Source organism: Terribacillus halophilus (genome assembly GCF_900101385.1).
GTDB classification, from domain to species: Bacteria; Bacillota; Bacilli; order Bacillales; family Amphibacillaceae; genus Terribacillus; species Terribacillus halophilus.
Genome location: NZ_FMZB01000011.1, coordinates 20,165 through 33,298, shown reverse-complemented (window position 1 = coordinate 33,298; position 13,134 = coordinate 20,165). Strand labels below are relative to the sequence as shown.

Annotated in this window: 15 protein-coding genes; 4 read left to right on the top strand and 11 right to left on the bottom strand. The window is 47.1% G+C overall.

Features of this window, described 5'->3' with window-relative positions; all coding sequences use genetic code 11:
* Positions 1-13: 13 nt before the first annotated feature.
* From BLQ53_RS15890 to BLQ53_RS15860, 7 genes are all read right to left on the bottom strand, one after another.
* Entirely contained in the window at positions 14-838 is an 825-nt protein-coding gene (locus tag BLQ53_RS15890) for a purine-nucleoside phosphorylase (protein ID WP_093728296.1), read from the bottom strand.
* A gap of 2 nt (positions 839-840) precedes the next feature.
* Positions 841-2,025 (bottom strand): phosphopentomutase, encoded by a 1,185-nt coding sequence (gene deoB, locus BLQ53_RS15885; RefSeq protein WP_093728295.1) that lies wholly within the window; start codon positions 2,023-2,025, stop codon positions 841-843.
* A 24-nt stretch (positions 2,026-2,049) separates the two neighbouring features.
* Positions 2,050-2,934, bottom strand: coding sequence for a site-specific tyrosine recombinase XerD (gene xerD / locus BLQ53_RS15880; protein ID WP_093728294.1), 885 nt, complete (start codon positions 2,932-2,934; stop codon positions 2,050-2,052).
* A 5-nt stretch (positions 2,935-2,939) separates the two neighbouring features.
* Positions 2,940-3,149: a DUF4227 family protein gene (locus BLQ53_RS15875; protein WP_093728293.1), complete on the bottom strand. Its 210-nt coding sequence runs from the start codon at positions 3,147-3,149 to the stop codon at positions 2,940-2,942.
* 160 nt (positions 3,150-3,309) lie between these two features.
* On the bottom strand, positions 3,310-3,801 hold the full coding sequence (gene fur / locus BLQ53_RS15870; protein ID WP_093728292.1) for a ferric iron uptake transcriptional regulator: 492 nt from the start codon (positions 3,799-3,801) through the stop codon (positions 3,310-3,312).
* A 107-nt stretch (positions 3,802-3,908) separates the two neighbouring features.
* The gene (spoIIM, locus tag BLQ53_RS15865; RefSeq protein ID WP_093728291.1) at positions 3,909-4,544 is read right to left on the bottom strand and encodes a stage II sporulation protein M; all 636 of its coding nucleotides are present in this window, start codon (positions 4,542-4,544) and stop codon (positions 3,909-3,911) included.
* A gap of 74 nt (positions 4,545-4,618) precedes the next feature.
* A complete protein-coding gene (locus BLQ53_RS15860; RefSeq protein WP_093728290.1) occupies positions 4,619-5,158 on the bottom strand; it encodes an NUDIX hydrolase in 540 nt (179 codons plus the stop codon).
* Positions 5,159-5,283: 125 nt separating this feature from the next.
* Between BLQ53_RS15860 and BLQ53_RS15855 the strand changes: the two genes are divergently transcribed.
* The gene (locus tag BLQ53_RS15855; RefSeq protein ID WP_093728289.1) at positions 5,284-6,204 is read left to right on the top strand and encodes an aldo/keto reductase; all 921 of its coding nucleotides are present in this window, start codon (positions 5,284-5,286) and stop codon (positions 6,202-6,204) included.
* A gap of 14 nt (positions 6,205-6,218) precedes the next feature.
* Here BLQ53_RS15855 and BLQ53_RS15850 read toward each other — a convergent pair whose 3' ends face one another.
* Genes BLQ53_RS15850 through BLQ53_RS15840 form a run of 3 tightly spaced genes read right to left on the bottom strand, consistent with a single transcriptional unit; the run spans position 6,219 to position 9,049 of the window.
* Complete coding sequence (locus BLQ53_RS15850; protein ID WP_170829737.1) at positions 6,219-6,587, bottom strand: iron-sulfur cluster biosynthesis family protein; 369 nt, start codon at positions 6,585-6,587, stop codon at positions 6,219-6,221.
* A 14-nt stretch (positions 6,588-6,601) separates the two neighbouring features.
* Positions 6,602-7,390, bottom strand: a complete 789-nt coding sequence (locus tag BLQ53_RS15845) for an SDR family NAD(P)-dependent oxidoreductase (RefSeq protein ID WP_170829736.1) — start codon at positions 7,388-7,390, stop codon at positions 6,602-6,604.
* 39 nt (positions 7,391-7,429) lie between these two features.
* A complete protein-coding gene (locus BLQ53_RS15840; protein WP_093728286.1) occupies positions 7,430-9,049 on the bottom strand; it encodes a M20/M25/M40 family metallo-hydrolase in 1,620 nt (539 codons plus the stop codon).
* 79 nt (positions 9,050-9,128) lie between these two features.
* Here BLQ53_RS15840 and BLQ53_RS15835 point away from each other — a divergent pair, with 79 nt between their 5' ends.
* Genes BLQ53_RS15835 through rnz form a run of 3 tightly spaced genes read left to right on the top strand, consistent with a single transcriptional unit; the run spans position 9,129 to position 11,866 of the window.
* Positions 9,129-9,866: a glycerophosphodiester phosphodiesterase gene (locus tag BLQ53_RS15835; RefSeq protein ID WP_093728285.1), complete on the top strand. Its 738-nt coding sequence runs from the start codon at positions 9,129-9,131 to the stop codon at positions 9,864-9,866.
* 22 nt (positions 9,867-9,888) lie between these two features.
* Positions 9,889-10,911, top strand: coding sequence for an NADPH dehydrogenase NamA (namA, locus tag BLQ53_RS15830; protein ID WP_093728284.1), 1,023 nt, complete (start codon positions 9,889-9,891; stop codon positions 10,909-10,911).
* Positions 10,912-10,930: 19 nt separating this feature from the next.
* Positions 10,931-11,866 carry a ribonuclease Z gene (rnz, locus tag BLQ53_RS15825; protein WP_093728283.1) on the top strand — a complete coding sequence of 312 codons (936 nt, stop codon included), beginning with the start codon at positions 10,931-10,933 and terminating at the stop codon, positions 11,864-11,866.
* A gap of 9 nt (positions 11,867-11,875) precedes the next feature.
* On the opposite strand, the gene BLQ53_RS15820 is transcribed toward rnz, so the two are convergent.
* Entirely contained in the window at positions 11,876-13,105 is a 1,230-nt protein-coding gene (locus BLQ53_RS15820) for a DNA polymerase IV (RefSeq protein ID WP_093728282.1), read from the bottom strand.
* Positions 13,106-13,134: the final 29 nt, after the last annotated feature.

Genomic DNA, 13,134 nt, shown 5'->3' with positions numbered 1-13,134 from the left:
CCGTTCACCTGCTTTATTTTATTGGGAGCTGTTTGACGATTTCTTTTACGAAACGCAGAAAATCTTCCCTTACCTTGCTTGTCGTCTCCATCACTTCATCATGTGTCAGCGGCTGATCAAGAATGCCGGCTGCCATGTTGGAAATACAGGAGATCCCGAGAACGTCCATTTTAGCATGACTGGCAACGATGACTTCCGGAACCGTCGACATGCCGACAGCGTCTCCTCCCCAATTTCGAAGCATCCGGACTTCGGCACCTGTTTCATAGGAAGGACCTGTATTACCTACATAAACGCCTTCCTTAACACCCAAGCCGAGTTTTACTGCTACATCGCGGGCATAGCCTAGAAGTTCTTTACTGTAAACAGAAGACATATCCGGGAAACGAGCTCCCAATTCTTCATCATTTGGTCCGATCAGCGGATTTGTGCCCATATTATTGATATGGTCGGTTATCAGCATCAAATCGCCGGGATTGAAGCTTTCATTGATACCGCCAGCAGCATTGGTGACAATCAGTGTCTGCACGCCAAGTGCTTTCATGACTCGAACAGGCAGTGTCACAAGCTCCATCGGATATCCTTCATAAAAATGAAAACGTCCTTGCATGGCAATGACTTGCTTTCCTTCCAGCTTCCCGATGACCAGCTGTCCTTTATGCCCACTGACAGTCGATACCGGGAAGCCTGGGATATCCCCATACGGTACAATGGTCGTTTCTGTAATCTCGTCGGCCAATACGCCCAGGCCTGATCCAAGAATCAAACCTATTTTCGGTTCGGCAGTCAATTTCTCTTTGATATAGTCTGCTGCCTGTTTGATCGCTTCTGCCTGCATGTTCATTTCCCCTTTATCAATGCTTGTAAAAAGCTTGTTCCGTGTTCTGGTTTCTCGATACCGAAATTATCGGCAATAGTAGCTGCAATATCGGCAAAGGTATTCCGCAATGGAAGTTCTTCCCCTTGCTCGATACCAGTATGGTAAGCAATCAACGGCACATATTCGCGTGTGTGATCCGTCCCAGGAGCTACAGGATCGTTGCCATGATCAGCTGTGATCAGCAGTAAATCGTCTTCCTTCAGCTTATCAAACACTTCCGGGAGACGTTTGTCATAATCCTCCAGCGCCTGTGCATATCCTTCAGGATCACGACGGTGTCCGTATTTCGCATCAAAATCGACCAAGTTAAGGAAACTGATACCAGTGAAATCCTCATCCATGCTCTTCACAATTTTCGTCATGCCATCTTCATTATCCTTCGTACGAACCGCTTTCGTCACACCTTCACCATCGTAGATATCGGAAATCTTCCCTAATGCGATGACATCGAAATTTGCATCCTGCAAGCTGTTCATCGTCGTTCTGCCGAAAGGTTTCAATGCATAATCATGGCGGTTCGATGTACGTTCGAACGCACCTGGCTTACCGATGAATGGACGAGCGATGATACGTCCCACCATATAAGGATCATCCAATGTCAGCTCACGAGCGATTTCACAGATTTTATACAACTCATCGAGTGGGATGATGTCTTCATGAGCTGCAATCTGAAGTACGGAATCAGCTGATGTATAAACGATCATATCACCGGATTCCATATGCTGCTGGCCAAGTTCATCCAATATTTCCGTACCGGAAGCTGGTTTATTTCCGATGATTCCTCGCCCAGTCCGCTGTTTCAATTCATCCAGAAGTGCATCGGGGAATCCATCCGGGAACGTCCGGAAAGGCTGGTCGATACGAAGGCCCATGATCTCCCAGTGACCCGTCATTGTATCTTTTCCGTTTGATGCTTCCTGCATTTTTGTGTAGAAAGCTTTCGGTTGAGCTGCAGCCCGAATACCTTCTACTTCCCTGATATTGCCAAGACCCAGGGATGCCATATTCGGCATTTTCAGTCCCTTTCGATAAGAAGCGATATGACCCAGTGTATCGGCCCCTTTATCGCCAAAAGCTTCCGCATCGGGAGCTTCCCCAATGCCGACAGAATCCATTACTATAAGAAATACGCGTTTAAAATCCAAGTTAAATGCCTCCTAATCTATTGCCTAAGCCCGAGGATGATGCGTCTTGTAAATATCCTTCAGCCTCGTTTTGGTCACATGGGTGTAAATCTGTGTCGTGCTGATATCGGCATGCCCAAGCATTTCTTGGACAGCACGCAAATCAGCCCCATTCTCCAACAGATGCGTCGCAAACGAATGACGCAGCGTGTGTGGGGTTATTTCCTTTTGTATCCCGGCATCACGGGCTATTTGTTTCAGTACTTTCCAAAAACCTTGACGCGACAGTGGGTTGCCGTGGTGATTGACAAATAAAATATCACTGGCTTTGGACTTCATCAGCTGTTTGCGGGACCTATTCATATAGTCCTCCAGCCGTGTCTTTGCCATATCCCCAAGCGGAACGATGCGTTCTTTCGATCCTTTTCCGAAACAGCGAACAAAGCCCATCTCCAAATGAAGGTCATCCAGTTCCAACGCCAAGAGCTCTGATACGCGCAATCCCGTTGCGTACAGAGTTTCCAGCATGGCTCGGTTCCGGATCGTCAGCATGTCGGTTCCCGGGCAAGTCAGCAGCTTGTCCACTTCATCAGATGAAAGAATCTTCGGCAGCTTACGTTCTTTCTTTGGTGTGTCAATATGTATGCTCGGATCTTCCTTCAGCCCATATTCCCTCAGCAGGAACTGATGGAAGAGTCGGATGCTGGACAATGTCCGTGCAATGGTGGCAGCTGACTTACCATCATCGTGCAGCCACCGTAAATAAGCAGTCAGTTTGGCACGGGTGACATGTGCCCACTCACGTACTTCGTTTTCCTGGAGATATCTTGCATATGTACGCAGATCCCGGGCGTAGGATTGAAGTGTATTCTCCGAAAGGCCCCGTTCAATCTGCAAATAATGGATAAAGTCATCCAATGCTTCTTGCATGTACCCTACTCCCCTAACCGGAAAAATAACGTCATCCTATCCACTAAGCTTTCCTGCTCCATCGCTGCCACTTTCACTGCATTTCCCTCTGGCGGGTCATAGCGGTGATAGCTCTCGTATTCACTATGGATGAACCGCAAACCGAAATAAAAGAATGCAGAGCAAGCGACAAATACAAGCAAAAGCTTACCGGTGTCGAAGATGAATCGTTTCATGAACACTTCTCCTTTCCCTGACTTGTCTTTGTAACAGACTATGCCAAAGAAAGGGAAAATTATACGTACAGGATAACGTTACCTCATTCCCGTTGTTTTGTAAAATGGTTAGTGAAACGAAAGAAAGCCTTTTCCATCTACTTGGAAAGGCTTCGTTTGCTTATGATGTTCGATTCACCTGAACGGCAGCTGCTTCGAGTTGTCCTTCCTTCTCACTGGCTTGACAGACACGGCAGATACCATGGAAGGTAAGACGGTGATCCTTCACTTTGAATCCCCAGTCACTCTGGACGATTTTTTCGACATCCTCCAGTAAGTCCTCATCAATCTCCTCGACAGATCCGCATTCCATGCAGACAAGATGGTGATGGAAGTGCGTGGCACCTTCTTTTCGAAGGTCGTAGCGGGAAACGCCGTCCCCAAAGTTTATTTTATCAACGATTTTCAGTTCTGATAATAATTCCAGTGTCCGATAAACAGTAGCCAAGCCAATTTCCGGTGCTTTTTCCTTTACGAGGAGGTAGACGTCTTCAGCGCTTAAATGGTCCTCTTCTCGCTCCAGCAGCACACGTACCGTTGCTTCCCGCTGTGGTGTCAGCTTGTAGCTCTGCGCATGTAATTGCTTCTTTATGCGTTCAATGCGGTGTTCCAAGTGAATTCCTCCCTCGTAATCCCACACTCATTATATACCGATTACGAAAAAAGTGTCAAATTATAATTATTATAAATAGCTAATTATAATCATTCTTAATAAAACATTTACAGTAAATCATTCACAAGCATGGAAAGGAGCGGGTTCGCAACAAAAGTTTCAATCAACGTGGCTGCAGCTGAACCGACAATAAGCATCAAGAAGATGGTACTGTATTGGAAAAAATAGCGCCTTAATGATAATGGGGACCGCTTGGCGATCAGTTTGCGCAAAAGTGTCACAGAAAACAGCATCGCACTTGTTCCGGCAATCAGATAAAGCGGTATGATCACAAGATTTTGTGGTGCTACAGATGCTGCTGCCAGCATAAGTCCCTTCCAGCCGAGCTGATTGACGAGGAATCCGACACTGAATCCCATCATCAGCCCTTTGCTGAACAGCAGCATCCATATGATCGGGATGCCGATGATGGATAGACCGAGTATATATAGAAACAACAGGAACTTAAGATGAGCAAGGAAACTCGACTGGAGAATCTCCTGCTTGCTGATCGCTTGCCCTTGCTGAAGCTGAGCGAAAAACCGTTCTAGGTAATAAAAAAGATCTTCTTTCTGCGTGAAATTCATGCTGTTGACAACGACTGCCCCGAAAATGATTCCAATCAGGAATAAAACAAGCATGAACAAGTAGCTTGTCGCATGCTGTTTCAGATGATGAATAAGAATAAACTCCCGCTGCTTCATCGTATCTTCCTCCGTATTCTAGTCTAGTTACTAGAATCTATGACGGAAGCTTGTCTAGTAGAACTGTTACTTTCCTATCCTTTCAATCGCAGGTGAAGCAGGGCGTACATCGTTTTCGCATCATGGATCCGTTCTTCGGCCACGAGTGCTTCCGCTTCTTCCAAAGTCAATTCCATCAGTTCGACGAATTCATCTTCATCACCAGCAATTCTTTCAGGTAAAAGTTCGATGTCATCCGCTTCGTATACATGAAGCAATTCGTCGGCAAAACCCGGGGAAGTGTAAAACGAACCTAGCTTCTTCAGCTTATTAGTTGTATAGCCTGTCTCTTCCTCAAGCTCTCTCACGGCGGTCACTTCCGGAGCTTCACCAGGTTCCAGCTTCCCTGCAGGGATTTCGATAATCGACTTTTCCAGTGCTTTCCGGTATTGCTCTACAAATATGATTTTACCTTCCTTCGTTATCGGTATGATTGCCACTGCGCCCGGGTGCTTGATCAATTCCCGTTTGGAAGTATTCCCGTCTGGCAAGGACACAGTGTCCACCCTCAACGAAATGACCTTGCCATCATAAATGGAAGATGTCTCTATCGTTTTTTCTTCGAATTTTTTCATTATGTACACTCCTTTATTTCGCTACTTCCATCTTACCACAGGTCGGCTGGGACACATAAGTTGTCTGTTGACCTGCTTACGCTTACACTGAGAAGGTAGAATATTTAGGAAGGTGGGATTAAGCAATGCAGAAAAGACGTGTAGGCAGTTCCGACCTTTATGTTTCCGAAATATCACTCGGGACGATGAGCATCGGAACAGATGAGCAGCATGGTATCCGGCTGCTGCATGAAGCGCAAGACCTTGGCATCAATTACTTTGATACAGCCGATTTATATGATCAAGGAAGAAATGAAGAAATTGTCGGAAAAGCTTTTAAAGGTCGCAGAGATAAGGTGATTCTCGCCAGCAAAGTCGGTAACAGGCTGGATCCTGGCAAAGAGTCATGGCATTGGGATGCAAGCAAGGAATATATCGTATCACAAATTAAGGAAAGCCTCCGCAGGTTGCAAACAGATTATTTGGATCTCTATCAGCTCCATGGCGGCACCATGGAAGACAATGTCGATGAAACGATCGATGCCTTTGAAACATTGAAAAAAGAAGGATTGATCCGCTATTATGGTATCTCCTCCATTCGCCCGAATGTCATCCGTGAATATGTAAAGCGCTCTAATATCGTCAGTGTCATGATGCAGTACAGTTTGCTGGACAGAAGGCCTGAGGAGCACGTACTTGCGCTGCTGGAAGAAAACAATATCAGTGTTTTTGCACGCGGAAGTGTTGCCAAAGGTATGCTGAGTCACAAGGCAAGCGAGAAAGTGAAACGAAAAGGTGCGGAAGGATATTTGTCCCACAGTTATGAGGACCTTCTGGCAGTAAGTGAAAAACTTGGTGTCTTGGCTGAACAGGAGCAGACTTCCGCTACCTCACTGGCCGTGCGTTATGTGCTGCAGCATCCGGCTTTGGCTAGTGCCGTAATGGGAGCAAGTTCTTTGGAGCAGGTAAACGAAAATGCCACGCTTTCTGGTGATCATCTTTCAGAGGCGGTTTACGAAAAACTCAAGCAAATTACCCGTCCGATTCAATATGAAAATCACAGATAAAGGAAAAGCGGAAGTCAGCAGGAATCTCCCCTGCCAGCTTCCGCTTTTTTATCGAGAAAATCAGATTGTGTCAAATGCGCTTGCGGTATCAATGCATTCAAGAATCCTTCTTTACTGGAAAGACGGAATACATTATTGCTGAAATCGAGTTTCACCTCTTCAGCAAAGAACACTTCTTGCTGGACGTTCACTAACGCTGGTATCGTCTCGCTTTCAACCTTTATATCACGCGCACGCGGTTCTTCCGCCAGCCTCACTGTCGGAATTCCATTCAATTTACAGCCAATTCCAACCGTGTCATAATATAAAACGATATAACGATGCGCCTCATCCTGTAATGCTTGTATTTTTTCCAAAGCCGTTTCTGTTATCGTCAATTTCATATTGCCTTCCTCCTTCATTTCTTGCTCAGCTGACTGCCTAGCAGTTTCTCAGCCAATCCGGGCACAAGCTGATACAGTTTGCTGCCAATGCCCATCCAGCCCGGCATATTGATCTCACGCTTGTTTTTTCCAATACAGGCAATAACTCTGCTAGCCACTTTTTCAGGCTGCAGCATATAATTGGCACTTGCTTGCCGATAACGCCCGCTTGGATCTGCCGTGTCAAAAAAGTTCGTATCCATCGGTCCCAAGTTCACGGTTGTCACTTTGATCCCCTGCGGCTTCAGTTCTTGCCGCAGACCATTGCTGAAGCCGATGATAGCATGTTTGCTCGCTCCATAGACCGCCGCTTTCGGAGTGGCTACTTTCCCAGCCATCGATCCGATCATGATCACATGCCCCGCTCCGTGCACCAGCATTCCTGGAATGATTGCTGCAGCTGCTTCCATAGCAGCCAAGGAATTGACACGCATCGTCGTTTCCATTTGTTCTATTTCCGTATCAGCAAAATGACGGAAATAACCGACACCTGCATTGTTGATCAATACATCAATACGTTGATTCTCCCACACGATGCGCTGCAGGGCAGCACGCCATTCCTTCGAATCACTCAAGTCTGCACGATATACAAAAACATCTACCTGAAAACGGTCGTTAAGCTCGGCAGCTAGCTGCTTCAGCTTTTCTTCGGATCTTGCCGCAAGCAGCAAGCGATAGCCGCTAGCTGCTGCTTCTGCAGCCAGTTTACGTCCAAGTCCGCTTGAGGCCCCGGTAATCAACATGGTTTTATTGTTTACTTGCATATGCTGTACCTCTTTCTGTTTACCCATCTGCAGCAATGATTATGTACGGAATGCAAATTGGATGGCTTTTTCCATCAAGTCGGGCAGCTTGCCAAAACTATAGGTAACTTCCAGGCGTTCTGTCCACTGATGTGCATCTTTTCCATACGGTCCCAAATGCAACACTGGCGTTTGTAAACCTTCCATTAAATCAGCCGGCAGCGTAAAACCTTTCTGCTGCAGCGGCATATTCTGTATTAAATCCTGTATCGCCGTCTGGGAAGTCGGCTTTCCGATGAAGCTGGAATCTGACAGGCCTGGGAAGAACTGAACCTCTGTCAATTCCTCTGCAAAGCTATTCTTTGCTTCTGACTGGATGTCAGCAATCAAACGGCGTACATATGGATTTTTCTTGGAAGAGACGGCAGGATAAAAAGGCGGACTATAGAACAGGACGATGATGGGCGCCAAGTCGTGGCACATGCTCACCAGCTCCTTGACAAGCTTTGTGGAGAAATCCCGATCCCCTTCCTTCCTCGTCGTCACGAGCCGATTCTGTCTCCTTTCGACCTCGGACTTTCCGAACCGTTTGACAGCATACGCATAAAGTTCTTCATAAGACATCGTTTTAATTTTGAAAGATGTCGGATGAAAATAATTCGTTTTTGCAGCAGACAACGAAGCTTTATGCTGATAATGGCTTTCGATGTTTCGGGCCGCCCGCTCCATCGCCTGCTTCAATTTCAAGTTGATTTCCTGGATTGATTGTTCCAAAAATAAAACATTGTACATGGTAACTGCCGAAACAGGAGTCTGCACAGAATACGTCTCTTTCAAATCCCGCAGCATGAGGCTTACCGGCGGCGGTGTTACTTCCCCATCAACTTCTTCAATGAAGGATTCCTGCAATTCCAGCTCCTGTGACAGATAGCTGATCATCAAATTGGCATTGAGACCTCCGAAAGGTTCTCCGACATGTGTTTCCTTGCCATAGCAGAAAAAACCGGGCAACACTTTACCAATCGACCCGCTGTACAGATAATTACCGGTATCACCTGGGTATTTGCTGAACACAGGTTCGCCGTTCAAGCATAATTTATATACCAGGTCCTCATTTGCCTGCAGCTGCTGCAGAACTTCGAGCGCACGCAGCATACCGGCAGAGTTCACTTCTTCATCTGGTACGGTCAACAATAGGATATTGCCGTCGAATGCATCATCCATCGCACGCTCCAGCATGGATAAATGGACTGCGAGGCCGGCTTTCATATCCATCGTTCCCCTGCCGAATAGCCATTCTCCTTGCTGGATTTCGCTTTTGATCTGTGCTGGCAGCTCCACGCCGCCATTTTGATAAGCAGCAGTCAGGTCGTGCACCTTGGTGGCAAGATGCTGGAAGGTGCCGAAATCCTCCGTACCGACGACATCAAAATGACTCAGCAGGATGATGGTATCTTTTTTATCCGTTTTCTTTACAAATGCCGTAAGAAGCTGACGGCCATCCTTCAGCGGATGGAGCTTCAAGTGATCCGGACAGCGCTGGAAGTAGGATTTTTGTTCGAGGAGTGCATAAATATGTTCCGGAAACCGAATTTCTTCAGGAGAACCGGTGATGCTCCCGATTTCCACGAGCTCTGCCAGCAATGCAATCAATTCATCCTTCGTTTGCCATTGTTTCATGCGTGCACGTCCTTTCAAATTGACTTTTGCTTTATTTTCTCGCACAATTCAACTATACGTTCAAGTTCGGGGTGAAACCATGTCTACCAAAATCTTTGCACATCGCGGTGCCAGCAATTATGCTCCGGAAAATACGATGGCCGCTTTTCGGCTGGCAGAATTGATGCAGGCTGACGGGATCGAAACCGATGTGCAGCTGACGAAAGACCAGGTACCTGTCATCATTCATGATGAAAGCATCAATCGCACGACGAATAAACGCGGATTGGTTCGAAAGCTTACATACGAAGAATTGTGCCAAGCTGATGCTGGCGCCTGGTTTTCCCGTGACTATGCTGGTGAGAAAATCATTTCATTAGATATGTTTCTGCAATGGATAAAAAAGACCCCGATGCTTCTCAATCTGGAACTGAAAACGAATAAGTATCCATACCCTGGTATCGAGGAGATCGTCTTACAGCATCTTTGGAATCATGGGATGAGAGACAGGACGACCATATCAAGCTTTCATGCAGACACCATCCGCCGTATATCTGATCTGGATGGTGATATTGATACAGGCTTTCTCACATCAAGACGGCCCCGTCAGCTTTTCTCTTTGTTGGAAGCAATCGGAGCGAAAGCCTTACACCCGAAATATCGTTTGCTGAACAGGAAACTTATTCAGGACTGCGAGCAGCATCACGTGCCGATTCGGGTATATACAGTCAATCAGCCAGTTTATATACTGCGTGCTCTTGAGGCAAATTGTGATGTTATCATCTCGGATGTGCCGGACCGGGCACTGGAATTGCAAAAAGGTTATATCACTAGTTAATCAAACAATCGGAGGTCCTACAATGGCTACACCTAAATTATTTCAACCTATCACGTACAAGGACTGCACCTTGAAAAATCGCATTGTCGTTTCCCCGATGTGTATGTATGCCGTCGAAGAAAAAGACGGCAAAGCCACGCCTTTCCATATCACCCATTATGAAAGCCGAGCAATCGGACAAGCTGGACTTGTATTCGTGGAATCCACTGCAGTCACACCGGAAGGAAGGATTTCCGATCAGGATCTTGGCATCTGGTCTGTTGAACAAATCGAAGGACTTCGGACTATCAGCAGCAGAATTCAAGCACACGGCGCCAAAAGCGGCATCCAGCTCGGACATGCCGGCAGAAAATCAAAAGCGGAAAATCCGATTGTCGCACCGAGCAATTTGCCTTGGGATGAGGAATCTGCTGCTCCGGAAGCTTTGACCAAAGATCAAATAAACGATTTGGTCGACGCCTACCGACAGGCAGCCAGCCGCGCCAAGGAAGCAGGATTCGATGTGATTGAGATTCATGCCGCTCATGGTTATCTGATCAATCAGTTTCTCTCCCCGCTGACAAACAAACGGATCGATAACTATGGCGGTGCCCGTGAAAATCGGTATCGTTTCCTGCGCGATGTGCTCGATGCAGTGAAACAGGTGTGGGATGGTCCTTTATTTGTCCGTATTTCAGCCGAAGAATATGCGGAAGGCGGCAATAACATCAATGATTTCATCTATTACAGCATTGAAATGAAACGGCAAGGGGTCAATTTGATTGACTGCAGTACAGGCGGTATCGTACCTCAAGGCCCGTCTGCTGTCTACCCGGGCTACCAAGTTGTCCATGCGGAACGAATTCGCAAGCATGCCCTTGTCGATACTGCCGCTGTGGGATTGATTACAAATGGTCAAATGGCAGAGGAGATTTTGCAAAATGAACGTGCCGACCTTGTCTTTGTCGCGCGTGCCATGCTGCGGAATCCATATTGGCCGCTCGAAGCAGCCGAACAGCTGAACTATAGATTGGAAGCGCCTGTCCCGTATAAGCGGGGCTGGTAAACTGCAGGAGGCTTTTATTATGGAATTACATTTTCTTGGGACAGGTGCCGGTCTGCCGTCCAAAGATCGGAACGTAACGAGTATCTGTCTATCGATGCCGCAGGAGCGGCAAGCGGTCTGGATGTTCGATTGCGGCGAAGCGACACAGCATCAGCTGCTTCATTCGCCGCTCAAACCCGGCAAGATTGAAAAAATCTTCATCACACACCTGCATGGAGATCATATTTATGGCTTGCCCGGCCTGCTATCCACTCGCTCTTTTCAGCAACCTGAATTGCAGCTGGAAGTTTACGGTCCGCACGGCATCAAGGAATACATCGAGGTTTCGCTGCGAGTCAGCGGAAGTCACGTGGCAAACTCCCTCATCATCCATGAAATCGAACCTGGACGAATCTATGAGGATGAAGGCTGGACGGTCCAAGCGGTGGAGCTATCCCATGGCATCCCTTGTTTCGGTTATATCGTGGAAGAAAAAGCTACGCTTGGTGAACTAAAAGTGGAGAAGCTCAGGCAGATGGGCATAGCTCCAGGACCGATTTATCGCCAAATTAAAAGCCAGGAAGTTACTGAACTGCCGGATGGGCGGCAAATCAGAAGATCAGATGTAGTCGGGGCGGACAAGGCCGGCAGAAAAATTGCCATTCTCGGTGACACAACCTATCTTCCGGAACTAAAGGGCGATATTGAAAGTGCGGATATCCTCGTACACGAAGCAACCTTTTCCGCTGATGAACCAGAAATGGCGAAAGCCTACGGACATTCCACGTCTGTGCAAGCCGCTACCTTAGCGAAAGATGCGAATGTGAAAAGATTAATATTGACACATATTTCAGCTCGCTACCATCAGGAGGAAGCAAACATCCTGGTCGATCAAGCCCGGGACGTTTTCCCCGAAACAGAACTGGCAGAAGATATGCGCGTTTTTGAAATACAAAAAAATAGCAGCGATTCCTAAGAATCGCTGCTATTTTTTATAATCATCAAGAAAATCCTTCTGAAAACTCGTCCTGACAGAATCGGATGCACTTGAATGCAATCGGCGGAAAGGATTTTTCCCGAATTTTGATGTAAGCTGATCGATTGCCTCGTACAAGCCTTCTTTCGATGCCTCTTTCTCGTATGTGAACAAATCAAGCTGTTTACCTACTTCCTTCTTCTCCGCCACATCAAATACACTGATACCTAATAGCCGTATCGGATCTCCGTTCCAATGTTTTTGCAGCAAAGACTGCGCATGGTTGAATACATCATCTGCCGTCTCCAGGAAATGCTGCAATTTCATGCTGCGAGTGATCGTTTTACGATCGTGGTAGCGAATCATCAACTGAATGCCTTTGGCAATGGCTTCCTTGCGGTGCATCCGTTTCTCCACGCTCTTGGATAAATCCCGGAGCAGTTTATCCAATTCCTTGTCATCGGTAGTATCCTGTGGAAGCGTCTGTGAACTTCCGATACTTTTAAAGCTGTTCACCGCTTCCGGATCGACCGGTCTGTCATCGATCCCATTAGCCCGATTGGCCAGCCTTTCCCCATTCACTCCGAAAACACGTTTCAGCTGATATCTGTCTTTATGGGCCAAGTCTCCAATCGTCTTGATCCCAAGCGTTCGCATTTTCTCTGCCGTTTTTTCCCCGACACCGTACATCTCTTCAATCGGCAGCGGCCAAAGTAATGCAGGAATATCCCGCTTACGTAAAACAGTGATGCCAAGCGGCTTCTTCATATCCGAAGCCATCTTGGCAAGGAATTTATTCGGTGCGATGCCGATACTGCAAGGCAAATCCAATTCTTTCAAAATACGCTCTTGGAGCATCTGTGCTATTTCCAGGGAAGATCCCAAATGGGCGCAATCCGTCACATCCATATACCCTTCATCTATCGATACTGGCTGGATGATCGGTGTCACTTCCTGCAGGATCTTGAACATTTCACTGGAGGCCTTCCGATAACGATCGAAGTTCGGGCGCAGCACGAGCAATTCCGGGCATAAACGTCTTGCTTCCCAAAGTGTCATCGTCGTTCGAACACCCTTCTTCCTCGCTTCATAGCTGCTTGTTACGACGATGCCTTTCCGCTCGGCAGGATTTCCGCAGATGGCCAGGGCTTTTCCGCGCAGTGAAGGGTCAAAGGCCATCTCGACCGAAGCATAGAAGCTATTCATATCTACATGGAAAATCGCCCTACCTTTTGACATGCTGTCCCTCCTTCCGATGCGAACTGTCG